The sequence below is a fragment of the Pseudomonas oryzihabitans genome (genome assembly GCF_024652905.1).
Taxonomy (GTDB): Bacteria; Pseudomonadota; Gammaproteobacteria; order Pseudomonadales; family Pseudomonadaceae; genus Chryseomonas; species Chryseomonas benzopyrenica.
Genome location: NZ_CP102428.1, coordinates 973,390 through 993,936 on the forward strand (window position 1 = coordinate 973,390; position 20,547 = coordinate 993,936).

The 20,547-nt window shown below is 66.9% G+C and carries 21 protein-coding genes; 4 read left to right on the plus strand and 17 right to left on the minus strand.

The annotated features are described in order from the left end of the window. The first annotated feature begins 210 nt into the window (after positions 1 to 210). A complete protein-coding gene (gene hpaR / locus NRG74_RS04540; RefSeq protein ID WP_017641374.1) occupies positions 211 to 675 on the plus strand; it encodes a homoprotocatechuate degradation operon regulator HpaR in 465 nt (154 codons plus the stop codon). Here the strand turns inward: hpaR and hpaI are convergent. The 8 genes from hpaI to NRG74_RS04580 all read right to left on the minus strand — a co-directional run bounded on the left by hpaI (position 672) and on the right by NRG74_RS04580 (position 7,959). Next, positions 672 to 1,469: a 4-hydroxy-2-oxoheptanedioate aldolase gene (gene hpaI / locus NRG74_RS04545; protein WP_257705822.1), complete on the minus strand. Its 798-nt coding sequence runs from the start codon at positions 1,467 to 1,469 to the stop codon at positions 672 to 674. The genes hpaR and hpaI overlap by 4 nt on opposite strands. 9 nt (positions 1,470 to 1,478) lie before the next feature. Further along, positions 1,479 to 2,282: a 2-oxo-hept-4-ene-1,7-dioate hydratase gene (gene hpaH, locus NRG74_RS04550; protein WP_257705823.1), complete on the minus strand. Its 804-nt coding sequence runs from the start codon at positions 2,280 to 2,282 to the stop codon at positions 1,479 to 1,481. A 3-nt stretch (positions 2,283 to 2,285) separates the two neighbouring features. Continuing rightward, positions 2,286 to 3,593 (minus strand): MFS transporter, encoded by a 1,308-nt coding sequence (locus NRG74_RS04555; protein WP_257705824.1) that lies wholly within the window; start codon positions 3,591 to 3,593, stop codon positions 2,286 to 2,288. Positions 3,594 to 3,637: 44 nt separating this feature from the next. Beyond that, positions 3,638 to 4,039, minus strand: a complete 402-nt coding sequence (locus NRG74_RS04560; protein WP_257705825.1) for a 5-carboxymethyl-2-hydroxymuconate Delta-isomerase — start codon at positions 4,037 to 4,039, stop codon at positions 3,638 to 3,640. A gap of 22 nt (positions 4,040 to 4,061) precedes the next feature. Beyond that, the gene (hpaD, locus tag NRG74_RS04565) at positions 4,062 to 4,985 is read right to left on the minus strand and encodes a 3,4-dihydroxyphenylacetate 2,3-dioxygenase (protein ID WP_257705826.1); all 924 of its coding nucleotides are present in this window, start codon (positions 4,983 to 4,985) and stop codon (positions 4,062 to 4,064) included. 63 nt (positions 4,986 to 5,048) lie between these two features. Further along, the gene (gene hpaE / locus NRG74_RS04570) at positions 5,049 to 6,509 is read right to left on the minus strand and encodes a 5-carboxymethyl-2-hydroxymuconate semialdehyde dehydrogenase (RefSeq protein WP_257705827.1); all 1,461 of its coding nucleotides are present in this window, start codon (positions 6,507 to 6,509) and stop codon (positions 5,049 to 5,051) included. Between the two features lie 2 nt (positions 6,510 to 6,511). Then, positions 6,512 to 7,300, minus strand: coding sequence for a fumarylacetoacetate hydrolase family protein (locus NRG74_RS04575; protein ID WP_257705828.1), 789 nt, complete (start codon positions 7,298 to 7,300; stop codon positions 6,512 to 6,514). Then, positions 7,297 to 7,959, minus strand: coding sequence for a fumarylacetoacetate hydrolase family protein (locus NRG74_RS04580; protein WP_257705829.1), 663 nt, complete (start codon positions 7,957 to 7,959; stop codon positions 7,297 to 7,299). The genes NRG74_RS04575 and NRG74_RS04580 overlap by 4 nt, the downstream gene beginning before the upstream one ends. A gap of 125 nt (positions 7,960 to 8,084) precedes the next feature. Here NRG74_RS04580 and hpaA point away from each other — a divergent pair, with 125 nt between their 5' ends. Further along, on the plus strand, positions 8,085 to 9,020 hold the full coding sequence (hpaA, locus tag NRG74_RS04585; protein WP_257705830.1) for a 4-hydroxyphenylacetate catabolism regulatory protein HpaA: 936 nt from the start codon (positions 8,085 to 8,087) through the stop codon (positions 9,018 to 9,020). On the opposite strand, the gene hpaC is transcribed toward hpaA, so the two are convergent. Both hpaC and hpaB read right to left on the minus strand, forming a co-directional pair. Beyond that, on the minus strand, positions 9,017 to 9,526 hold the full coding sequence (gene hpaC / locus NRG74_RS04590; protein ID WP_160922713.1) for a 4-hydroxyphenylacetate 3-monooxygenase, reductase component: 510 nt from the start codon (positions 9,524 to 9,526) through the stop codon (positions 9,017 to 9,019). The two genes, hpaA and hpaC, sit on opposite strands and share 4 nt — an antisense overlap. An 11-nt stretch (positions 9,527 to 9,537) precedes the next feature. Beyond that, positions 9,538 to 11,100 carry a 4-hydroxyphenylacetate 3-monooxygenase, oxygenase component gene (hpaB, locus tag NRG74_RS04595; RefSeq protein WP_017641363.1) on the minus strand — a complete coding sequence of 521 codons (1,563 nt, stop codon included), beginning with the start codon at positions 11,098 to 11,100 and terminating at the stop codon, positions 9,538 to 9,540. A 206-nt stretch (positions 11,101 to 11,306) separates the two neighbouring features. Between hpaB and feaR the strand changes: the two genes are divergently transcribed. Then, positions 11,307 to 12,257 carry a transcriptional regulator FeaR gene (gene feaR, locus NRG74_RS04600; RefSeq protein ID WP_257705831.1) on the plus strand — a complete coding sequence of 317 codons (951 nt, stop codon included), beginning with the start codon at positions 11,307 to 11,309 and terminating at the stop codon, positions 12,255 to 12,257. Here the strand turns inward: feaR and NRG74_RS04605 are convergent. The 7 genes from NRG74_RS04605 to NRG74_RS04635 form a co-directional block, all read right to left on the minus strand. After that, complete coding sequence (locus NRG74_RS04605) at positions 12,254 to 13,750, minus strand: aldehyde dehydrogenase family protein (protein ID WP_257705832.1); 1,497 nt, start codon at positions 13,748 to 13,750, stop codon at positions 12,254 to 12,256. The two genes, feaR and NRG74_RS04605, sit on opposite strands and share 4 nt — an antisense overlap. Positions 13,751 to 13,880: 130 nt before the next feature. Beyond that, entirely contained in the window at positions 13,881 to 14,648 is a 768-nt protein-coding gene (locus tag NRG74_RS04610) for an SDR family oxidoreductase (RefSeq protein ID WP_064308550.1), read from the minus strand. A 1-nt stretch (position 14,649) separates the two neighbouring features. After that, entirely contained in the window at positions 14,650 to 15,441 is a 792-nt protein-coding gene (locus tag NRG74_RS04615; RefSeq protein ID WP_017641359.1) for an SDR family NAD(P)-dependent oxidoreductase, read from the minus strand. Further along, positions 15,438 to 16,250: a molybdenum cofactor biosynthesis F family protein gene (locus tag NRG74_RS04620; RefSeq protein WP_064308549.1), complete on the minus strand. Its 813-nt coding sequence runs from the start codon at positions 16,248 to 16,250 to the stop codon at positions 15,438 to 15,440. Before NRG74_RS04620 ends, NRG74_RS04615 begins: the two co-directional genes overlap by 4 nt. An 88-nt stretch (positions 16,251 to 16,338) precedes the next feature. After that, positions 16,339 to 16,992: a helix-turn-helix transcriptional regulator gene (locus NRG74_RS04625; RefSeq protein WP_257705833.1), complete on the minus strand. Its 654-nt coding sequence runs from the start codon at positions 16,990 to 16,992 to the stop codon at positions 16,339 to 16,341. A gap of 2 nt (positions 16,993 to 16,994) precedes the next feature. Next, a complete protein-coding gene (locus NRG74_RS04630; RefSeq protein WP_017641356.1) occupies positions 16,995 to 17,360 on the minus strand; it encodes a cupin domain-containing protein in 366 nt (121 codons plus the stop codon). Positions 17,361 to 17,385: 25 nt separating this feature from the next. Beyond that, positions 17,386 to 18,684, minus strand: coding sequence for an NAD(P)/FAD-dependent oxidoreductase (locus NRG74_RS04635; RefSeq protein ID WP_160922706.1), 1,299 nt, complete (start codon positions 18,682 to 18,684; stop codon positions 17,386 to 17,388). A 362-nt stretch (positions 18,685 to 19,046) separates the two neighbouring features. Between NRG74_RS04635 and NRG74_RS04640 the strand changes: the two genes are divergently transcribed. Further along, positions 19,047 to 20,546, plus strand: a complete 1,500-nt coding sequence (locus tag NRG74_RS04640) for an APC family permease (protein ID WP_017641354.1) — start codon at positions 19,047 to 19,049, stop codon at positions 20,544 to 20,546. The last annotated feature ends 1 nt before the right edge of the window (position 20,547 follow it).

Genomic DNA, 20,547 nt, shown 5'->3' on the forward strand with positions numbered 1-20,547 from the left:
TCCCGCAGGGACTTGGTGAAAAGGCCATGTCCGCTTGTTCGACGCTTGGCAACCGAGTCGATTGCGCGGCCAGAGCGATTCCAGGAGCGACCCTTTTCAAGGCCGATTGCAACGATGAGAGTCGACTATGCTCAAGGCCTGGCAAAACCCCTTGGGTCCGGGGCTCGCGCAGCGTGTACGATTGAGCCTCTTTCGCCGCCGAGCCCATCGATGTTGACCCCCCGCGTTTCCCTGACTCTGACCCTGCTGCAAGCACGCGAAGCCGCCATGGCCTTTTTCCGGCCATTGCTCAATCAGCATGGCCTTACCGAGCAGCAGTGGCGGGTCATCCGCTTGCTCAAGCAGCGTGGCGATACGGAAATGCACGAACTGGCCAATCAGGCCTGCATCCTCAAGCCGAGCATGTCCGGGGTGCTGGTGCGGATGGAGCAGACGGGTTATGTGGAGCGCTATCGCAACGCCCGGGATGCCCGACGGGTACACGTCAAGCTGACCGCCCAGGGCGAGGCCTGCTTTGCCGCCATGGCCGGCGGCATGGAGGCGAACTATCAGCGCATCCTCGAACAATTCGGCGAAGAAAAGCTCGGGACGCTGATCGGTCTGCTCGAAGAACTCAAGCGGATCGAGCCGGAAGGCGGGGTGACGCCGCCCGCCGAATCCGCGCAGGACCTCTAGTAGACGCCACCGCCTGCCACGGGCTGCACGTCCTTGAAGGCTGCCAGCAGGGTCTGCAGCCCCTTGACCAGCACGCTGGTATCCACGCCCACGGCAACGAAGCTCGCGCCCAGTTCCAGGTAGCGCCGAGCGAGGCCTTGGTCGGCACTGAGGATGCCGGCGGCCTTGCCGCGGGCGACGATTTGGCCGATGGCCGTCTCGATGGCGGCCTGTACCTCGGGATGCCCTGGATTGCCTCTATGGCCCAGGGCCGCGCTGAGGTCAGCGGGGCCGATGAAGACGCCGTCGACGCCCTCGACTGCCAGAATCTCCGGCAGGGCGGCAAGGCCCGCGCGATTCTCCACCTGCACCAGCAGGCAGAGCTGCTCTTCGGCGCGATTCAGGTAGTCGGACACGGTGTTCCAGCGCGAGGCGCGGGCGAGGGCGCTGCCGACGCCGCGAATGCCTTCAGGCGGATAGCGCATGGCCCGTACCAGCTCCCGCGCCTGGGTGGCGGACTCCACCATGGGCACCAGCAGGGTCTGGGCGCCGATGTCGAGCAACTGCTTGATCAGCACCGCATCGCCTATCGGTGGGCGCACGATGGGCTGGCTACGATAGGGCGCTACCGCTTGCAGCTGGCCGAGCAAACTTCGCAGATCATTGGGCGCGTGCTCGCCGTCGAGCAGTAGCCAGTCGTAGCCGAGGGTCGCGGCCAATTCGGCGGCGTAGGCATCGGCCAGGCCAACCCAGAGGCCGATCAAGGGTTCGCCGCCCTTGAGGCGTTGCTTGAAGGTGTTCAGCGGCAGGTCCATGGGCGCTCCTCAGACGAAGCGGCAGGCGATGCTGCCGAGTTGGTCGTAGTCGACGTGGAAGGTGTCGCCAGGCCGCGCCGCCACCGGACGGGTGAAGGAGCCACCAAGGATGATCTGGCCAGCCTCCAGGGTGACGTCGTGGCCGGCCAGCTTATTGGCGAGCCAGGCTACGCCCTTGGCCGGATGGTTAAGTACCGCGGCGGAGATGCCGGATTCCTCGATGACCCCGTTGCGATAGAGGATGGCCGGAACCCGGCGCAGGTCCAGGTCGTGGGGGCGCACGGCCTTGCCACCCAGGACCACCCCCGCGTTGGCGGCATTGTCGGAGATGGTGTCGAACACCTTGCGCGTGAGCTGGGTCTGGGGATCGACCTGCTGGATGCGCGCGTCGATGATTTCCAGTGCGGGGATCACGTAGTCGGTGGCAGCCAGCACGTCGAACAGTGTGCAGTTGGGGCCACGCAGCGGCTTGCCGAGGATGAAGGCCAGCTCCACCTCCACCCGCGGCACGATGAAGCGGTGAAAGGGGATGTCGGTGCCCTCGTCGAAAAACATGTCGTCCAGCAGCGCACCGTAGTCGGGTTCGCTGATGTTGGACGAGACCTGCATGGCGCGCGAGGTCAGGCCTATCTTGTGGCCCACCAGCTTACGGCCGTCGGCGATCTTCTGCTCGACCCAGGCACGCTGGATGGCGTAGGCGTCGTCAAGGGTGATCTCGGGTCGCTCCAGGGAGAGCTGGCCGATCTGTTCGCGGGAGCGCTCGGCCTGGTCGAGGCGGCGCGCGGCGGCGTGGAGGAAGGCGGTGTCGAGCATGGCTTAGTGTCCTTGAGGATTGACGAGATGGGCGGGGGTGCGCAGCACCAGCAGGGCGCCGAGCGCGATGAGCACGGCGAGCACCTGCAGCGCCAGTGCGCTGCTCTGGGTGGCGTCGCGCATCCAGCCGATGAAGAAGGGCGCGCCGAAGGAGGCGATGCTGCCCAGTGAGCTGATCAGGCCGATGCCGGCGGCCAAGGTGCGCTGGCCGAGAAAGGCCGGAGGCAGTTGCCAGAATTGCGGCAGGGCGGCGCTGGCGCCCATGCCGGCGAGCACCAGGCCGAGCATCACCGGCCAGGCCGCCTGGGGCAGCAGGCTGGCCATGGCTAGGCCCAAGGCGGCCATGAGCAAGGGCACGCAGAGGTGCCAGCGGCGCTCGCGATGGTGGTCGGAGGAGCGGCCGGCCGCGAGCATGAACAGGCAACCCGCCAGGTACGGTAGGGCGCTGAGCAGGCCGACCTGACCGTCGCTGCCGATGCCGGCGCCGTGGATCAGCGCCGGCATCCAGAAGGCCAGGGTGTTAACCGCCAGCATCACCGCGCAATAAATGGCCACCAGTAGCCAGAGGTGGCCGCTGCGCAGTAGGCCGGCGGCGGAGGTCACCGGCTTGCCGGCTTCCTCTTGGGCGAAGTCCTCGTGCAAGCGGGCCTTCTGGCGCTCGTCCAGCCAACGGACGCTCTGGTAGCCATCGGGCAGGGCGCGTAGTACCAGCAAGCCGAGCAGGACCACCGGCAGGCCCTCGAGCAGGAACATCCACTGCCAGCCGCGCAGCAACGGCCCTTCGCGAAAGGCTTCGAGCAGGGCACCGGACAGGGGGCCGCCGAGCACGCCGGCCAGGGGCACCGCCAGGGCGAACAGTGCGGTGACGCTACCGCGGCGCCGGGCTGGGAACCAGCGCGCCAGATAGACTAGGATGCCGGGGAAGAAGCCGGCTTCGGCCGCGCCGAGCAGGAATCTCAGCAGGCAGAAGGCCCACGCCGTCTGCACCAGGAACATGCCGGCCGAGAGCAGGCCCCAGACCACCATCAGGGTGGCGATCCAACGTCGCGGCCCGACACGCTCCAGTGCCAGGTTGCTAAGCACGCCGCAGAGCGCATAGGCGATGAAGAACAGTCCGGCGCCGAAGCCGTAGACGGTATCGCTGAAGTGCAGATCGGCACTCATCTGCGTCTTGGCGAAGCCGATGTTGATGCGATCCAGATGAGCGAAGAGATAGCAGACCAGCAGCAGCGGCAGCAGGCGCCAGGTTATGCGGCGATAGGGCGTTGTCGCCTGGGCTGCGGGGGCAGGAAGATCCAACGCCTGGGGCATGGGAGACCTCGTCGTTATTGTTGTTGTAGGCCGTGCTCGGCGGGTTAGCGGAACAGCGGGTGGAGGCTGCTGCGCTTGCCGTCGTAGACCTGGCCGGGGCTTTCGTCGATCTGCAGGGTGATACCGACCGGGCGCTGCTCCAGCAGGGCGCCCAGGTGCTGCTCCAGGGTGGCGAGCAGGGCGTCGCCGACCTGGCGGTGCAGCTCTGGTGCGCGCCCGGCGCCCATGCGCAGATTGGCGTAGAGGAAGCCGTAGTCGCCCTGGCCATCGGCAATGGCCGCGTGGGCCGCCGGATAGGCCAGCACCCGCACGCCGCCGGTGGGAAAGATGGCCTTGTCAGCCGGGTCGCGCTGGGCCAGCAGGGTGTCGGCCAGGACCCGGCAGAGCGCGGGCAGCTCGGCAGTGCCCTCGAGATCGGGGCTGTAGAGCAGGGTCAGATGGGGCATGGCGAAGGCCTCCGTGTCGCCATCAAAGGCGGCTGCTGTTGGGGATGTTGGCGGGGATGCTGGCCTGGGGCCGGGGGATGGCGGCGCCGGTCTGTGCGGTGACCGGGAAGAGGGCGTTGATCTGCCCGGTCCCGGAGGCAGCAAAGTAGGGCGTCAGCACCTCGACCTGGCCGTCGTAGTCGCTCCAGCCTAGGGCGCCGAGCAACATGGCGGTGTCGTGCATGAAGCCTTCGCCATGGCCCTTGGCGGCGTATTCCGGAAGCATGCCGCAGAATTCCGCCCAGTCGCCGTCCTGCCACATGCGTACCACGCGCTCGTCCAGGGTTTCCAGGAAGGGGCTCCAGATCCTGGTGGCGAATTCCGGTGCCTGGCCGTTCTGGGCGAAGCGATGGGACAACGAGCCGCTGGCAAGAAAGGCGACGGTACCGTCGTAGTGGTCTTCCACCGCGCGCCGCAGCGCCCAACCTAGGCGAGCGCTGTCGTGCAGGTAGTGGGAGGTGCACAGCGACGAGACCGAGATCACCTTGAAGTGCTGATCGGCGTTCATGTAGCGCATCGGTACCAGGGTGCCGTACTCAGGCGCCAGGGTGGTGGCATCGTGGGCCATGGTCTCCACGCCCAGGGCATTGGCGCTCTCCGCCAGCAGCTTGCCCAGCGCCGGATTGCCGGGAAACTCGTAGTCCATGTTGGCAATGAAGTGCGGCAGCTCGTTGCTGGTGTAGAGCCCCTTGAAGTGCGGACCGCAATTGATGTGGTAGTTGGCGTTGACCAGCCAGTGGGTATCGAAAACCACCAGGGTGTCGACGCCCAGTTCGCGGCAGCGACGGCTGATCTCCCGATGGCCATCGATGGCGGCCTGGCGAAAGCCCTTGCGCGGGCCGTCCAGTTCGCTCAGGTACATGGAGGGGACGTGGGTGATCTTGGCGGCGAGTGCGAGGGTGCCCATGTTGTTCTCCCGACCGGGGGCGGCAGGCGACCCCGGGTGATGGTTAGGCGCTGGGTTTGACGATCAAAGGCCCCAGCGGGGGATGTGATGGCTGCCCATGGAGATGCAGACGTTCTTCACCTCGGTGAAGACCTCGAAGCTGTATTCGCCGCCTTCCCGCCCGGTGCCCGAGCCCTTGACGCCGCCGAAGGGCTGGCGCAGGTCGCGCACGTTCTGGCTGTTGATGAACACCATGCCGGCCTCGATGCCCTGGGCCAGGCGGTGGGCCTTGCCGATGTCCTGGGTCCAGACATAAGAGGCAAGGCCATAGTCGGTGTCGTTGGCCAGGCGCAGCGCCTCGGCTTCGTCCTTGAACTTGAGCAGGCAGACCACCGGACCGAAGATCTCCTCCTGGGCGATGCGCATGCGGTTGTCGACGTCAGCGAACACCGTGGGCTGGATGAACTGCCCCTTGGCCAGGTGCGCGGGCAGATTGGCCGGACGCTCCAGGCCGCCGGCTAGCAGGTTTGCGCCTTCTTCGAGGCCGATGCGGATATAGCCGGTGACCTTGTCGTAGTGCGCCTGGGTGATCATAGAGCCGACCTGGGTCTTGGGATCCTGGGGATCACCCACCAGTAGGCGCTTGGCGCGCGCGGCGAACTCGGCCACGAACTGGTCGTAGACGTCTTCCTGAATGAAGATCCGGCTGCCGGCGGTGCAGCGCTCGCCATTGAGCGAGAAGATGGTGAATAGGGCAGCGTCCAGGGCGCGGTCCAGGTCGGCGTCGGCGAAGATCAGCACCGGGCTCTTGCCGCCCAGCTCCATGGAGTACTTCTTCAGACCCGCCGTTTGCATGATCTTGCGGCCGGTGGCGGTGCCGCCGGTGAAGGAGATGGCGCGCACGTCCGGGTGGCGGACCAGGGCATCGCCGGCGGTGCCGCCATAGCCCTGGACCACGTTGAGCACGCCCGGCGGCAGGCCGGCTTCCAGCGCCAAGCGTCCCAGTTCATTGGCGGTCAGCGGCGAGAGTTCGCTCATCTTCAGCACCGCCGTGTTGCCCAGGGCCAGGCACGGCGCGGTCTTCCAGGTGGCGGTCATGAACGGCACGTTCCACGGCGAGACCAGGCCACAGACCCCCACCGGCTGGTGCAGGGTGTAGTTGAGCATCTGGTCGTCCACCGGATAGCTGTGGCCGTCCATGCGGGTGCAGACCTCGGCGAAAAACTCGAAGTTGTGCGAGGCGCGGGGGATCAGCACGTTCTTGGTCTGGTGGATCGGCAGACCGGTATCCAGGGTTTCCAGCTCGGCCAGGTTGGGCACGTTCTGGTCGATCAGTTGGCCCAGCTTGCGCATCAACCGAGCGCGTTCCTTGGCCGGGGTGGCGGCCCACTTGGGGAAGGCTGCCTTGGCCGCGGCCACCGCCTGGTCGATCTCGCGCGGGCCGCCGCTGGCGACCTCGCCCAGGGCTTCGCCAGTGGCCGGGTTGTAGTTGGTGAAGGACTCGGCGCTCTCGACTTCGCGGCCGTCGATCCAGTGCTTGATCATGTTCAGACTCCCTTGGTGTGCTTGGCCGAAGCCGGGTTGGCAAAGAAAGCGGCTTCGCTGACGATGCGGTTGACCAGGCGGCCCACGCCTTCCACTTCCACCACCACCTCATCCCCCGGCACCACGTCGGCCAGGCCTTCGGGCGTGCCGGTAGCGATCATGTCGCCCGGTTGCAGGGTCATGAAGCTGGAGAAGTATTCGATGAGGTAGGGGATGTCGAAGATCATGTCGGCGGTGGTGCCCTCCTGGGTGAGGGTGCCGTTGATCCAGGTTCGCAGCCGCAGATTGCCCGGGTCCGGGACGTCGGCGACGTCAATGATCCAGGGGCCAACAGGGGTGGTGGCGTCGCGGTTCTTTACCCGCAGATTGGGGCGGTAATAGTTCTCCAGGTAGTCGCGGATGGCGTAGTCGTTGCAGACGGTGTAGCCGGCCAGGTAGTCCAAGGCGTCCGCGCGCTTGACGTGGCGCGCCGGCTTGCCGATCACCGCCACCAGTTCGCACTCGTAGTGCATGTAGTCGACGCCATCCGGACGCCATGTCACCTGGTTATGGCCGGTGTAGGTGCCCGTTGACTTGATGAAGGCCAGCGGCTCTGTGGGCGGGGTGAAGGCCAGCTCACGGGCGTGGTCGGCGTAGTTAAGGCCCAGGGCGAACATGGTGCCGGTAGCCGGCGGCAGCCACTCCACGGCATCAGCAGACAGGCGTTCGCCATTGGGCAGGCGGATGTTGAGCTCGTCGTCCAAGGTGACCTGCAGGACGGCGCCCTGGTGGCGGATGCGCGCATGTTTCATGGACGCACCTCCGCGACCACAGTGTTGGCCAGCCGCCCGATGCCGTCGATGACCACCTCCACCCGATCCCCCGGGACCACGTCCACCCGGCCTTCCGGGGTACCGGTGATCAGGACGTCGCCGACGTCCAGGGTCATGAACTCGGTGATCTCCGCCAACAGTTGCGGCAGGCCGCGGACCCAGTTGGCGGTGGTGTTTTCCTGGCGCACCTCACCGTTCACCAGCAGGCGCAGGGTGAGGTCCTCGACCGCAGCCACGGCGTCGCGTGGCACCAGCTGGTCACCCAGGGCACAGAAGCCGTCGCGGCACTTGGCCTTTACCGCCGGGCGGTAGTAGCTGTCTTCGGGCAGGCTGAATTCGTTGACCACCAGGTAGCCGGCGATGTGGTCCAGAGCGTCGGCGGGCTGGACGCGGCTGGCGCGGCGACCGATCACCATCCCCAGCGCCGGACCGGGTTGCAGGCGTTCGCCGGCCGGCGCCGTCACCGAACCCTCATGGCCATTGCGGGTATTGGGCGTCTTGATGAACAGCACCGGACGCTGCGGCGGCTTGAGGTAGGGCTTGTCACCGAATTCGGCGAGGCGACTGTCGAGCAGGCCCCGGTAGTTGAGCGCGACACCGAACAAGGTGCCGCTGGGGGTGGGTAGGGCTGGGGTCATGGTCTCTCCCGAACGGCTTTGCTGGCCGTATTTATTAATATGTTAATGATATAGTTAAGATGTTAATGATCGTCAAGGGTCGGTGGCTCCGCTAAGCTTCCCGAACAACCACAAGAAGGCCTGCCATGCCCCGCGCCACGCCGCAGCTGTTGCCCATTCCCAACATCCATATCGGCGAGGTCTACGATCAGCGCTACGCTGACGCCGAGGTGCATTACGACGCCCTGGGTAACCTCGCCGAGTTCTTTGGCCGCAACATGCGCGCCCATCGCCACGACCGTTTCTTCCAGGTGCACTACGTCGCCAGTGGGCGGGTGCGGGTCTTTCTCGATGACCAGCATTACGAGGAGGAGGGACCGCTGTTCTTCCTGACGCCGCCGCCGGTGCCCCATGCCTTCACCACGGAAGAAGGTAGCGACGGCCATGTGCTCACGGTGCGTCAGCAATTGGTCTGGACGCTGCTGGACGAGGCGCCCGAGCTGTCGCCGGGGACGCCGTTCCAGCCGCTGTGCGTGCCCCTGGGCGACCTGACCGGCCTCGATCGCGAGGAGGCCGACCGCCTCGCCGCGCTGTTCGAGCTCTTGCGGCTGGAGACCCAGGCGCCGCGCCCGGCCCAGCCGAGCAGTCTGAGAGCCCTGGCGCGGCTGTTGTTCATCAGCCTGTTGCGCCTGGCGCCGCGCTCGCGCGCCGCCCAATCCGTTCGTCATGAAGACCTCCTGGTCTTTCGTCGTTTCAACGAGCTCATCGAAGCCCACTACACCGAGCATTGGCCGCTGCCGCGCTATGCCGAGCGACTCGGGGTGACCGAGGCGCGCCTCAACGACAGCTGCCGCCGCATCGGCGGCTTGCCGTCCAAGCGGCTGATCCATGACCGGTTGATGCAGGAGGCCAAGCGCCTGCTGGTGTTCACCGGCGCCTCGGCCAACGAGATCTGCTACGGCCTCGGCTTCAAGGACCCGGCCTACTTCAGTCGCTTCTTCCTCCGCCAGGCCGGGGCCACTCCGGGCGACTACCGCCAGCGGCATCGCGCTGCGGTAGCGAACGGCCGGCGTTCTTGCTAGGCCGCCGACACCGGCTGCAACTGGTGGAAGTGGCGGCCGAAGTAGACGAGGCCGGTGCAGTGTTCACGGGTGGCGATCTCGTCGAGTTCCACCAGGAACACCGAATGGGTGCCTACCTCCTGGGTCTCGACGATGCGGCCCTGCAGGCTGGCCAGAGCATCCTCCAGCAGCGGCAGTCCCTGGGCGCTCCGGCCCCAGGCATGCCGGGCGAAGCGCTCGTCCATGTCCACCCCGGTCATGCCGGCGAAGTGCCGCGCCACCTCTTCGTGCTCGCCGGCCAGGACGTTGACGCACAGCCGCGCATTGGTCTTGAACACGGCATTCATGGCACTGCTGCGGTTGACGCAGACCAGCAGGGTGGGTGGGCTGTCGGTGACCGAGCAGACCGCCGTGGCGGTGATGCCGCAGCGCCCTCCTGGACCATCGGTAGTGATGACGTTGACCGCAGCGGACAGCGCCGCCATGGCGTTGCGAAAGGCCTGTTGCACGGGGGTGAGCGCGTTCATGGGCGAGCTCCTCACTGACGGATGCGATCGAGCATGTTGATGTCGTCGGGATTGGTGAGATGCGGCACGGTCCAGCCGTCGAGGTCGTAGTCGGCCATGCAGCGCTCCACCAGGTCGGTCATCTGCTTCATCGCCCCGGTGCCCTGGGCGTGGCGCAGCGCCTGCATGCGGATCTCGTCCTGGCTGCCGGCGTAGTTGATCTCGTACAGCTCGTGACGCCCGCCGAATTCGGTGCCGATGGCATCCCACAGCAGCTTGAGGATCTTGATGCGTTCTTGGTGACCCATGCCGGCCGAGCCGCGGCAGTAGGTGGCGAGATACTTGTCCAGCATCGGGTCCTTGAGGTCCCGCGAGCCGCTGGGCAGATAGATCAGGCCGCTGGCCACCACCTGCTCGATGACCTTCTTGATCTCCGGATAGGCCTGGGGCGCGAGCACCCGATAAGCCTGCAGGGCTTGGGCGCTGGGCAGCCAGGCACCGCTCTTCCACTCGCTGGCGTTGCCGTGCATGGCGTCGGTCAGCGACCAGAACAGGTTGCGCCAGGCGACCACTTCGCCCATGGCGGCCTGGACGCCGCGGAATTCCAGGGAGCCGGTGCATTGCAGGGCCTTGAACAGGGCGCCGGTGATGAAGTCCAGCTTGACCGCCAGCCGAGTGCAGCCCTGCATGGGGAACAGCCGACCGAACCCCCCCTGGGGAAACCACTGCCGGCAGCGCTCGAAGTCGCGGTAGATCAGCACGTTCTCCCAGGGGATGAACACCCGGTCCATGATCAGGATGGCGTCGTTCTCGTCGAAGCGGCTGGACAGCGGATAGTCGAAGGGTGCGCCGGTCATGCCGGCCACCAGCTCGTAGGAGGGCCGGCAGATCAGCTTCATGCCGGAGGTGTTCATCGGGGCGATGAACATCAGCGCGAAGTCGGTGTTGTCGCCCAGCAACTGCGCCGAGCCCTGGCCGACGAAGTTGTAGTGGGTGAGGGCGGAGTTGGTGGCCACCACCTTGGCGCCGCTGACGATGATGCCGCCCTCGACTTCCTCGTCCACCGAGATGAACACGTCCTTGACCTGATCCACCGGCTTGTCGCGGTCGATGGGCGGATTGACGATGGCGTGGTTGAGATAGAGGCAGGATTCCTGGATGCGCTGGTACCAGGTACGGGCATTCTGCTCGAAGCGCCCGTAGAACTCCGGGTTGGCACCCAGGGCGCTGCCGAAGGCGGCCTTGTAGTCCGGGGTGCGGCCCATCCAGCCGTAGGTCAGTCGCGACCATTCGGCGATGGCGTCGCGCTGCTCGCGCAGGTCGCTGGGGGAACGGGCGAAGCGAAAGAACTTGTGGGTGTAGCCGCCGTTGCCGGTATCGGTCTCCCAGCACAGCTTCTCCTTGGTGGCCGGGTCGTGCAGGGCGTCGTAGAGTTTGGCCATGGAGGCCGCGGCGTTGCGAAAGGCCGGGTGGGTGGTCACGTCCTTGACGCGATCGCCGTAGATGTAGATCTCGCGGTCGTCCCTGAGGCTGGCGAGGTATTCGGCACCGGTCAGGGGGCGATTGGCTTCGGCGCGATAGTCTTCGGGTTTCATGGCGGGCAGGACTCCGTCTCTTTGTTGTTGTGGGTTCGCTCCAGGCGACTGACCCCAGCATCGCCGGCCGCCTGCCGCGACTGAATGGCTTTTCCGCACCACGCCTTGTACTTTTCATAGCGGATCGGCGGCCAGGATTGGCCCTTGGGATCAGATCGATAATATGTTAACTATCTAGACCGCATGACGCTCTTGGGAGACCCGGCATGGACACAGGCACGGCTTCTGGCGATACCTTCGATGGCTGGCTGCACAGCCTGCACGGCGCCTGTGGCGCGCGCTTCCAGGCCGAGCGCGGCCTCGGCGGCGCGCTGTTCATCGGCCAGGTAAGGCCAGGTTGCCTGGCCGGACTGGAGCAGGTGCAGATTCGCACCAACGCCACCCGCATCGCGCGGCGCCTCCCCGCAGGCGCCCAGGATGGCGACCGCCATTGCTTCCTGGTGCTGCAGGGGAGCGGTCGCTCCCTCGTCCATCAGTTCGATCGTACCCTGGCCCTGGAACCGGGCGACCTGGCGCTGGTCGACTCGGCGGCTGACTTCGAGGTCGAGCCTCAGGGGCTGATCGAACACCTGTCGCTGCACCTTCCCCGCCGCGAGGTGCTGGCCCACCTGGCGGGCGAGCAGCTGACCTTCGGTAAGGTGGCGCGACATACCCTGAGCGGCCGAACGCTGTTGTCCTTCTATCGCGAACTGCTGGCCGCCGAGGGCGCCGTGCCAGTGCGCACGGATGAGCAGGGGGCGCTGCAGGAGGTGATCCTGGCGCTACTCGGACCGGCGCTTACTGCCGAGTCGGCTTCCGCGGCTCTGGCCCAGCAGCCGTCTGCCCTACAGCGCCGTGGCGCGGAAGCCTTCATCCTGGAACGGCTACACGAGACCAGCCTCTCACCGGCTCAGGTCGCCGAGGGCATCGGCGTGTCCCTGCGGCAGCTGTACCGGCTGTTCGCGGAAGATGCCATGGGCATCAGCGAGTGGATTCGCCATCGCCGCCTGGCACGCTGCGCGGCCGATTTGCGCGATGGCAGCCAGGATCATCTGCCCATCACCGAGATCGCCTTTCGTTGGGGATTCAGCGATGCGGCCCACTTCAGTCGTGCCTTCAAGCAACAATTTGGTATGGCGCCGCGAGACTACCGCGGCGCGCGGGTGCTTGTTGCCTAGTAGGCGATGCAGACCGACTTGAGTTCGGTGAAGGCTTCCACCGCGCCGCGGCCGAATTCGCGCCCGATGCCGGACTGCTTGTAGCCGCCGAAGGGCAGATTGGGGTCCACCGGGACGTGGCTATTGACCCACACCGTGCCTGCCTCGATGCGCGGGATCAGGTCCAGGGTGCGGCTGAGGTCGTTGCTCCAGATGCTCGCGGTCAGGCCATAGTGGCTGGCATTGATCTGGCGCACGGCTTCATCCAGATCATCGTAGGCCAGCACCGACAGTACCGGACCGAACACCTCTTCCTGGGCCACGCTCATCTCGGCGTTCACCTCCAGCACCGTCGGTTGCACGAAGAAGCCGGGCAGGTCTGGCGCGGCGCCTCCCACAGTGACCTTCGCGCCTTGCTGCCGGGCCTGCTGCAGATGATCCAGCACGCTGCGCTGCTGCTTGCGCGAGACCAGCGGATTGATCTGGGCGTTGGGATCCAGGCCCGCGCCCAGGGTCATGCCGCCCACGGCGGCGCTCAGGGCTTCGAGGAAGGCCGCGTGCAATCGGCGCGGCACGAAGAAGCGCGACGCCGCGGCGCAGACCTGCCCCTGGTTGAGCAGTCCACCCATGAGGGCGCCGCCCACGGCCTTCTCCAGGTCGGCGTCGTCCAGCAGCAGCATGGGATTCTTGCCGCCCAGTTCGAGGGAGAAGCGGGTCATGTTCTGCAGGGCGGCCATGCCCACCTGCTTGCCCACGGCGGTGGAGCCGGTAAAGGACACCTTGTTGACACCGGGGTGGGCGACCAGCGCCGCCCCGGCCTCGGCGCCGCGACCGATGAGAACGTTGAACACCCCCGCCGGTATCCCGGCCTCGATGGCCAGGGCCGCGACCCGCAGCGCGGTCAACGGGGTCTCGTCGGCGGGCTTGATGATGATGGAATTGCCCGCCGCCAGGGCCGGCATGACCTTCCACAGGGCGATCATCAGCGGGAAATTCCACGGCACGATGCCGGCCACCACGCCTACGGCCTCGCGGCGGGTGTAGGCGTTGTAGCGGGCGCCAGCCGGTACCGGGATGGAGACGTCCAGGGTCTGGCCTTCCAGCTTGGTCGCCCAGCCCGCCATGTACCTCATGTATTCGACACTGCCGCCGACCTCGATGGCGCGGGCGATATGGATGGACTTGCCCTGTTCCAGGGTCTCCAGCTGGGCCAGTTCCTCGCCGTGCTGCTCGACGAGGTCGGCGAACCTGAGCAGGATGCGCTCGCGATCGGCCGGCCGCAGGCGACTCCAGCTGCCGCTGTCGAAGGCCGCCCGGGCCGCGGCTACGCAGCGGTCCACGGTGGCGCCATCGGCCAGATGGGTGCGGGAGATGGGCTGGGCGGTGGCCGGGTCGAGCACCTCGAATAGGTCGTTCGCGCCGGTGACGGTCCGGCCGTCGATGAAGCTGCCATGGACCTGATCGAGAAAGGCCGTGACGCGGTCGAGCGGAGCGAGGAGGGCAGTGGTAGGCATGGCAATGTCCTTGTAGTTGTCATTGAGCCGGTCGAGCGGCGATGGGGCAGCTTAGGCAGGCCGGCTCGGCGCGGGCTTGCCTCTGACTGCCGCCTGCCTTGACGCGCTCTGCCAGCGATGGGTGTGTGGATCAGGGGCCCGGTCGTACCTCCGCCAGACCGGCGCCGCCATCCACCACCAGGGTCTGGCCGGTGATGTAGCGTGCGGCGTCGGAGGCCAGGAAGAGCATGGCGGCAGCGATGTCCTGCGGCTCGCCCAGGCGCCTGAGCGGGACGCCGCTCGCGATATGGGCGGCATTGGCGTCGTCCCCCAGGTTGTCCAGCGCCGGCGTCCGGATCATCCCGGGTTCCACGCCGTTGACGCGGATCTGGTCCGCCGCCAGTTCCAGGGCCGCCGCGCGGATGAAGCCGTTCACCCCGGCCTTGGAGGCGGCGTAGTGGGCGAGACCGGGATAGGCGAAGCGCGGGCCGGTCACCGAGGAGGTGATCAGCAGGCTGCCACCGCCCTGGCGCCGCATCAGCGGCGTGGCGGCCTGGGCCAGCCAGAAGCAGGCGGCGAGATTGACCGCCAGGGTGCGCTCCAGCAGCGCCGGGGTGATGGCGGCGAAATCGGTGAGGGGGAAGAAGGCCGCGTTGTGCACCACAACGTCCAGCCGGTCGAGACCGGCCAGCAGCGCCGCGGCGCTGTTTGGTACGGCGAGATCGGTGGCGCCGGCTGCCTCCACGGCCAGGCCCTGGGCGGTCAACTCGGCGGCCAGGGCCGCCGCCGTCTGCGCCTGCAGATCGGCGATCCGTACCTGCGCGCCGGCCCGGGCGAAGCCTTCGACCAGCGCCCGACCGATGCCCTGGGCGCCACCGGTGACCAGCACCTGGCGCTCGCGGAAATCGAAAAGGCTCATGTCAGGCGTCTCCCAGGCGGGTGAAGGCCAGGGTCGGCAGGTCGACGCAGGAGGCGCCGCCATCGGCCACCAGCAGGGTGCCGGTGACCATGGCGGCTTCCGCGGAGGCGAGAAAGGCGCAGACGCTGGCGATCTCCTCGGGCGCGGCAGGGCGACGCAGGGGGACGTCGGCGCAGACCCGGGCATAGGCGGCGTCCAGATCCTCGCCGTGGGCCTGCATCAGCGGCTGCATCTCGGCATCGGCCATGGGCGTGCGTACCCAGCCCGGACAGACGGCGTTGGCACGCACCCCCAGGGGGCCGTAGTCCCGCGCCAGGGAGCGGGTCAGGCCGAGCAGGGCGTGCTTGGCCGTGGTGTAGCCGCATACCTCGGGGCCGGCGACCAGGGCCGCGATGGACGCCACCAGCACCAGGTTGCCGCGCCGCTCGATGAGCGCTGGCAGACAGGCGCGGGCGCTGAAGAAGGCGCTGTCGAGGTTGCTGCGCAGCGCGGCCGCCCAATTTTCCGGGGAGGTATCGATGGCGCTGCCCAGGCCATGGCCGCCGGCGTTGGCGATCAATACGTCGATTCCGCCAAGCTGCCGCTGGATGTCGGCGGTCAGCCCGAGCCAGGCGTCGGGATCGGCGGCGTCACCGCTCAAGGCCAGCCCGCCGATCTCGCCCGCCAGGCGCTCCAGGGGTTCGCGGCGCCGACCGATCAGCACCACCCGATCGCCCTGGCTGGCGAAGCGCCGGGCGCAGGCGGCGCCGATGCCGGTACCGGCACCGGTGATGACCACCACCCGGCCGCTCATGCCGGGTACTCGGTGCGGTTGAGCACCTGGCAATGGGACGCGACCGGGAAGTTGCTCCAGGCCTGGCAGTCGGCATCGCTATAGCCCCATATCTTGCCATCACTACGGTGCTGGTCGAGGTCGATCAGCAGCACGCCGAGGGTGGGTACGATCTTCTCGCGCCAGACGAACAGATAGAGGTGCTCGGCGATGCGGTAGTAGTGGCAGCGATCGGTGTCGGTCAGGCCGCCTTCCACGCCCTGCAGGCATTGCCAGGTATAGAAGTTCTCGTTGAGATAAATGTGTTCATAGACCTCGGTCGGGCTGTAGCGATAGAGATTGCGCAGCCCGACCAGCTCCCGGGTCGGCGCGTGCGGGCAGGCACCGTCCTGCCAGGGTCGATCCAGGCTGCCGTGCAGAATCTCCACCTCGACGCCGGTCAGCGACTGACCCGCCAGGGCCCGGGCATAGAGGCCTTCACGGGTGGCGGCGAGGGTAGGTAGCCGACCGAGCACAGCGGTGAAGGCCTGGTTGGGCAGGTCCAGCACCAGGGTCACCGACCAGTCCTGGTCGTTCTCGCGCTTGATGAAGTCCACCAGAAAGACCTCTGGCCTCAGGGTGGTGGCCCGATAGCTGGCCTCGCCGCCGCCGTTCTCCAGGTGCCATTCCAGGCGCTCCGCGGTGAAACGATGTTCGATGCGCCAACCGTTGGCGAAATGCAGGGTGAGGTGGCGGCCTTGCAGCGCGGCGTTGGCCGGCAACACGAAGCCCTCGGGAGCGAAGCCATCGGCCAGGGCGCCTACGGTGATCCAGTCGGACGTTGAACTCATGATGCGACTCCAGTGCAGGAAGGGAGTCGTCATGTTCAGCGGTGCCCGGCGCCTTGCCCATCAACCGGATGGTTGAGGCGGGCACCGCTCAGAGAAAGAGCGCCGTGACCAGTTCGGTGCGATTGGCTACTCCCACCTTGCGGTAGAGATTGATGAGGTGGGTCTTCACCGTGGGCAGGCCGATCCCCAGCAACTGCGCCAGGCGCTTGTTGCCGTGGCCGGCGCGCAACAGCTCGGCGAGTTCGCGCTCGCGGGGGGTGAGGGCGGTCAGACCCACAGAGGCAGAGTGGGTAGCGAGACGGGGCAGCGCCAGTGCGAGCATGGCCTGCAGACCCTGCAGCCGTTCGAGCTCCCCGGCACTGAAGGCGCCTTCGGCCTCCTGCCGCAGCAGGGATAGCCCCAGCACCGCCTGCCCGGCCTGGCGGGCGAAGATCTCCACCACATCGCAGATGCCGTGGCGGGCGAGAAAGCCGGCATAGCGTTCGCGGCTGCCCGCCGCCTGGGCCGCCTGGCCGAGGCGCAAGGGAACGAGATCGATGGCGAGATTCTGGCAGTGGCGCGGATGCAGCGGATCGCTGCCCTGATAGCGCTCCAGGTAGCTCTGGTGCATGGGCGTGGCGAGGCCCAGCAGCTGGAAATCCGCCGGGCGCGCCTGGTGGTCGATGCGATAGAGCGCCGCCAGGGAGGCGCCGCCCACCCTGGCACAGGCCAGCAGACATTGCCGGGCCAGGGCGTCGCCCATGGTCAGGCCACGGCGTGGTAGTGCTTGACGAAGCTGTCGCTGAGGATCTCCCAGCGCACCGGGGTGCCTTTTTCCACGTACCAGGTGTCGCCCACGCCGAAGCGGGTGGTCTCGCCGGTGGATTCGTCCGTCAGCAGCACCTCGCCGGTGACCACCGTGGCCTGTTCGTTGAAAGGATAGGTCATGCGAAAGGTGCTCTTGCTGACGCCGAAATAGGCCGCGCTTACGGCGTCGGTGGGCGCACCGGCGGTCATCTTGCCGTAGGCCTTGCCGTCGCCGGCAAGAAGCTCCGAGCCGAGATCGGCCACGGTGCCCCAGGGATCGAGCTGGTCGAGGGTGATGTGGCGGGTGATGGGATGCAGCGACATGGTGGACTCCTGTTGGGAAAAAGGGTTAGCGACGACCGTTCCAGTAGCCGGACACCTGATGCCAGGTCTTGCCGCCGGTGAGGAGCAGTGGCCCGAAGACATCCTTGCCGGTGACCTCGATGCGCCGGATGGAGCTGATCAGGTCATAGCGCGCCGAGCCTTCGCTCATGCCCTCGGCCAGCACCTTGCAGATGATGTGGCTGGGGGTGACGCCGAAGCCCGAGTAACCCTGGACGAAAAAGGCGTTGGGCCGGCCGGGCAGGGTGCCGATCTGCGGAAACAGATTGGGACTCACCGCCATGGGGCCACCCCAGGCCAGATCGATCTTCACCTCGGCGAGGTAAGGGAAGATCTTCAACATGAGCTTGCGATTCCAGGCCTTGAGATCCTTGGGGATGTGCTCGACCAGGGAGGTGGCCGAGCCGAACAGCAACCGGTTCTCGTTGGTCACCCGGTAGTAGTCGATCACCGGACGGATGTCGCTGTAAGCCCCGCGAATCGGGCTGATGCGCTGGATGAGCTCATCCGCCAGGGGTTCGGTGACGATCTGGAAGGCGTAGGTGTTGATGGTGGTGCGGTGCAGCTCGGGTTCCAGCTTGTTGAGGAAGCTGTCGCAGGCCCAGAGCAGCTTGCTGGCCGTGACGGTGCCGCGGCCGGTGCGCACCTTGATGCGCTCGCCGTAGCTGACGTCCAGCACCGGGCTGAATTCGAAGATGCGCACCCCCAGGCTGGCGGCCGCCTTGGCTTCGCCCAGCAGCAGGTTCAGCGAATGCACATGGCCGCCGCCGCGATGCAGGAGGGCGCAGCTGTAGGCGTCCGAGCCGATGATCTCGCGCACCTCGCGGCCGGCCAGGAAGCGGATCTCGTGCGGAGTGCCGGTGGACTTGAATTCCTTCTCCCAGGTGCGCAGGGTCTTCGCCTGCCGCTCGTTGAAGCCCATGTAACCGTAGCCATGACAGAAGTCGGCGTCGATGTCGTAGCGGGCGATGCGCGCCTTGATGATGTCGGCGCCGAGGTCGCTGATCTCGAAGATCTGCCGCAGGCCGTCTTCGCCCACCTCCTTCTTGATCTTCTCCAGGTCGTGACCGATGCCGGCCATGATCTGGCCGCCGTTGCGACCGGTACCGCCAAAGCCGAGGTGGCGGGCTTCCAGCACCACGATGTTGGTGATGCCCTTTTCGGCCAGCTCCAGCGCGGTGTTGATCCCGGAGAAGCCCCCGCCGATGACGACGACGTCGGCTTCGATATCGTCCGCCAGCGAAGGAAAGCTCAGGTCGTATTTCTTGGTGGCCGTGTAGTAGGTCGGGGTTTCGAGAGTGATCATCTGCGCGTGCCGTACTGCCAGACTGGAAGGGGAGATGCCGGGGGCATCCGCTCATGGCGCTATTAAGGCAACAACCCCTGGCGAAGCTATTGTCTTTGCCTGCCAGCGCTTTTGATCCTGGCTGCCGGCGCCGCTCCCGCGCGAATCCCGGCGGCGATCGTCCACGGCGCCTGCCCGGTCCGCCGCCCTTGGCAGCGAGAGGCAACTGCGCTGGCACGCCTAGGCAAGGCCGCCGCCCGAGGCCTTCTTTAAGCTGGGATTCGCGGCGTCCCCGACGAAGACGCCCCCGACAATTCATAGCACCCGTCCGGGTAGCCGGACCTTGCCCTGCCTAGAGCAATAACAACCAGAGGGCTTCTGACATGACCTTGCAGCAACGTTTGTCCCAGCACCTGCACCAGGGGGTGGTCGGTTTTCCGACCGCCCTCGCCAGCGCCGTCGGCCTGATCATGGCCAGCCCGGTGATCCTCACGGCCACCACCGGCTTCGGCCTGGGCGGCGGGCTGTTCGCCCTGGCCATGGGCATCGCCCTGGTCATGATGCTGGCGCAATCCACCAGCTTCGCCGAAGCCGCCTGCCTGTTGCCCACCAACGGCTCGGTCTACGACTACCTGGCCTGCGGCCTGGGTCGCTTCTTCGCCATCACCGGCACGCTGTCCGCCTACCTGATCGTGCATGTCTTCGCCGGCACGGCGGAAACCATCCTCAGCGGCACCATGGCGCTGGTCAATTTCGAATCCCTGAATGTCCTGACCGAACCGGGTGGCCAGGCCTGGCTGGTCGGGGTCGGCCTGGTGCTGGGCTTCGCCGTGCTCAACGTGCTGGGCGTGACGGTGTTCGGCAAGGCCGAGGTCATCCTGACCTTCGGCATGTGGACCACCCTGATGATCTTTGGCATCGCCGGTCTGCTCAAGGCGCCCGCGGTGGCCCTGGACGGCCCCTTCGGCGCCTCCCTGGTGGGCGATGACCTGACCACGCTGCTGTCACTGATCGGCATGGCGATGTTCATGTTCGTCGGTTGCGAATTCGTCACGCCCCTGGCGCCCGAGGTACGCAATGCCGCGCGGACCCTGCCGCGCGCCATGCTGCTCGGGCTGCTGGGCGTGGCCGGCTGCATGTTCATCTATGGCGCCGCCATGCGCCGGCAGGTGGAGAATGTCCTGATCGATCCGGCGGCCAATGTCCACCTGCTGGATACGCCCATGGCCATTCCCCACTTCGCCGAGCAGGTGATGGGGCCTTTCGGCCGGATCTGGCTGGGCATCGGCCTGCTGTTCGCCGGGGCGGCCACCATCAATACCCTGATGGCGGGCGTGCCGCGCATCCTCTATGGCATGGCGGTGGATGGCGCGTTGCCACGCGTCTTCACCTACCTGCATCCGCGCTTCAAGACACCGGTGGTGTGCATCGCCGTGGTCGCCGCCATTCCCTGCCTCCACGCCTGGTGGCTGGGCGGCAACGCGGACCGGATCGTGCCGCTGATCCTCGCCGCGGTCTGCGCCTGGAGTACCGCCTACCTGCTGGTCAATCTGTCGGTGGTGCTGCTGCGCCTGCGCCGGCCCGACCTGCCGCGCGCCTATCGCTCACCGCTGTTCCCGCTGCCGCAGATCATCGCCAGTGCCGGCCTGCTGCTGGGCATGTATTTCATCACCCCACCCGGCATGAACGCGGCGGACATCTATCGTCCCTTCGGTGCCATGCTCGGCCTGACGGCCGCCTTCGCGCTGTTCTGGACGCTGGTGGTCCAACGCGTCCACCCGTTCCGCCCGGTGCCGGTGGAAGAGGCGCTGGAAAAGGAGTTCAACCGCGAGGTCGGCCTGCAGTTGCCCGCCATCGAGCCCGTGCTGCGCGGCGCGGTCTGAG

Bases quoted from the DNA above. Each gene is read 5' to 3' on its own strand.
- hpaR (WP_017641374.1), top strand. From the start codon at position 211: ATGTTGACCCCCCGCGTTTCCCTGACTCTGACCCTGCTGCAAGCACGC.
- hpaI (WP_257705822.1), bottom strand. From the start codon at position 1,469: ATGGACCTGCCGCTGAACACCTTCAAGCAACGCCTCAAGGGCGGCGAA.
- hpaH (WP_257705823.1), bottom strand. From the start codon at position 2,282: ATGCTCGACACCGCCTTCCTCCACGCCGCCGCGCGCCGCCTCGACCAG.
- NRG74_RS04555 (WP_257705824.1), bottom strand. From the start codon at position 3,593: ATGCCCCAGGCGTTGGATCTTCCTGCCCCCGCAGCCCAGGCGACAACG.
- NRG74_RS04560 (WP_257705825.1), bottom strand. From the start codon at position 4,039: ATGCCCCATCTGACCCTGCTCTACAGCCCCGATCTCGAGGGCACTGCC.
- hpaD (WP_257705826.1), bottom strand. From the start codon at position 4,985: ATGGGCACCCTCGCACTCGCCGCCAAGATCACCCACGTCCCCTCCATG.
- hpaE (WP_257705827.1), bottom strand. From the start codon at position 6,509: ATGATCAAGCACTGGATCGACGGCCGCGAAGTCGAGAGCGCCGAGTCC.
- NRG74_RS04575 (WP_257705828.1), bottom strand. From the start codon at position 7,300: ATGAAACATGCGCGCATCCGCCACCAGGGCGCCGTCCTGCAGGTCACC.
- NRG74_RS04580 (WP_257705829.1), bottom strand. From the start codon at position 7,959: ATGACCCCAGCCCTACCCACCCCCAGCGGCACCTTGTTCGGTGTCGCG.
- hpaA (WP_257705830.1), top strand. From the start codon at position 8,085: ATGCCCCGCGCCACGCCGCAGCTGTTGCCCATTCCCAACATCCATATC.
- hpaC (WP_160922713.1), bottom strand. From the start codon at position 9,526: ATGAACGCGCTCACCCCCGTGCAACAGGCCTTTCGCAACGCCATGGCG.
- hpaB (WP_017641363.1), bottom strand. From the start codon at position 11,100: ATGAAACCCGAAGACTATCGCGCCGAAGCCAATCGCCCCCTGACCGGT.
- feaR (WP_257705831.1), top strand. From the start codon at position 11,307: ATGGACACAGGCACGGCTTCTGGCGATACCTTCGATGGCTGGCTGCAC.
- NRG74_RS04605 (WP_257705832.1), bottom strand. From the start codon at position 13,750: ATGCCTACCACTGCCCTCCTCGCTCCGCTCGACCGCGTCACGGCCTTT.
- NRG74_RS04610 (WP_064308550.1), bottom strand. From the start codon at position 14,648: ATGAGCCTTTTCGATTTCCGCGAGCGCCAGGTGCTGGTCACCGGTGGC.
- NRG74_RS04615 (WP_017641359.1), bottom strand. From the start codon at position 15,441: ATGAGCGGCCGGGTGGTGGTCATCACCGGTGCCGGTACCGGCATCGGC.
- NRG74_RS04620 (WP_064308549.1), bottom strand. From the start codon at position 16,250: ATGAGTTCAACGTCCGACTGGATCACCGTAGGCGCCCTGGCCGATGGC.
- NRG74_RS04625 (WP_257705833.1), bottom strand. From the start codon at position 16,992: ATGGGCGACGCCCTGGCCCGGCAATGTCTGCTGGCCTGTGCCAGGGTG.
- NRG74_RS04630 (WP_017641356.1), bottom strand. From the start codon at position 17,360: ATGTCGCTGCATCCCATCACCCGCCACATCACCCTCGACCAGCTCGAT.
- NRG74_RS04635 (WP_160922706.1), bottom strand. From the start codon at position 18,684: ATGATCACTCTCGAAACCCCGACCTACTACACGGCCACCAAGAAATAC.
- NRG74_RS04640 (WP_017641354.1), top strand. From the start codon at position 19,047: ATGACCTTGCAGCAACGTTTGTCCCAGCACCTGCACCAGGGGGTGGTC.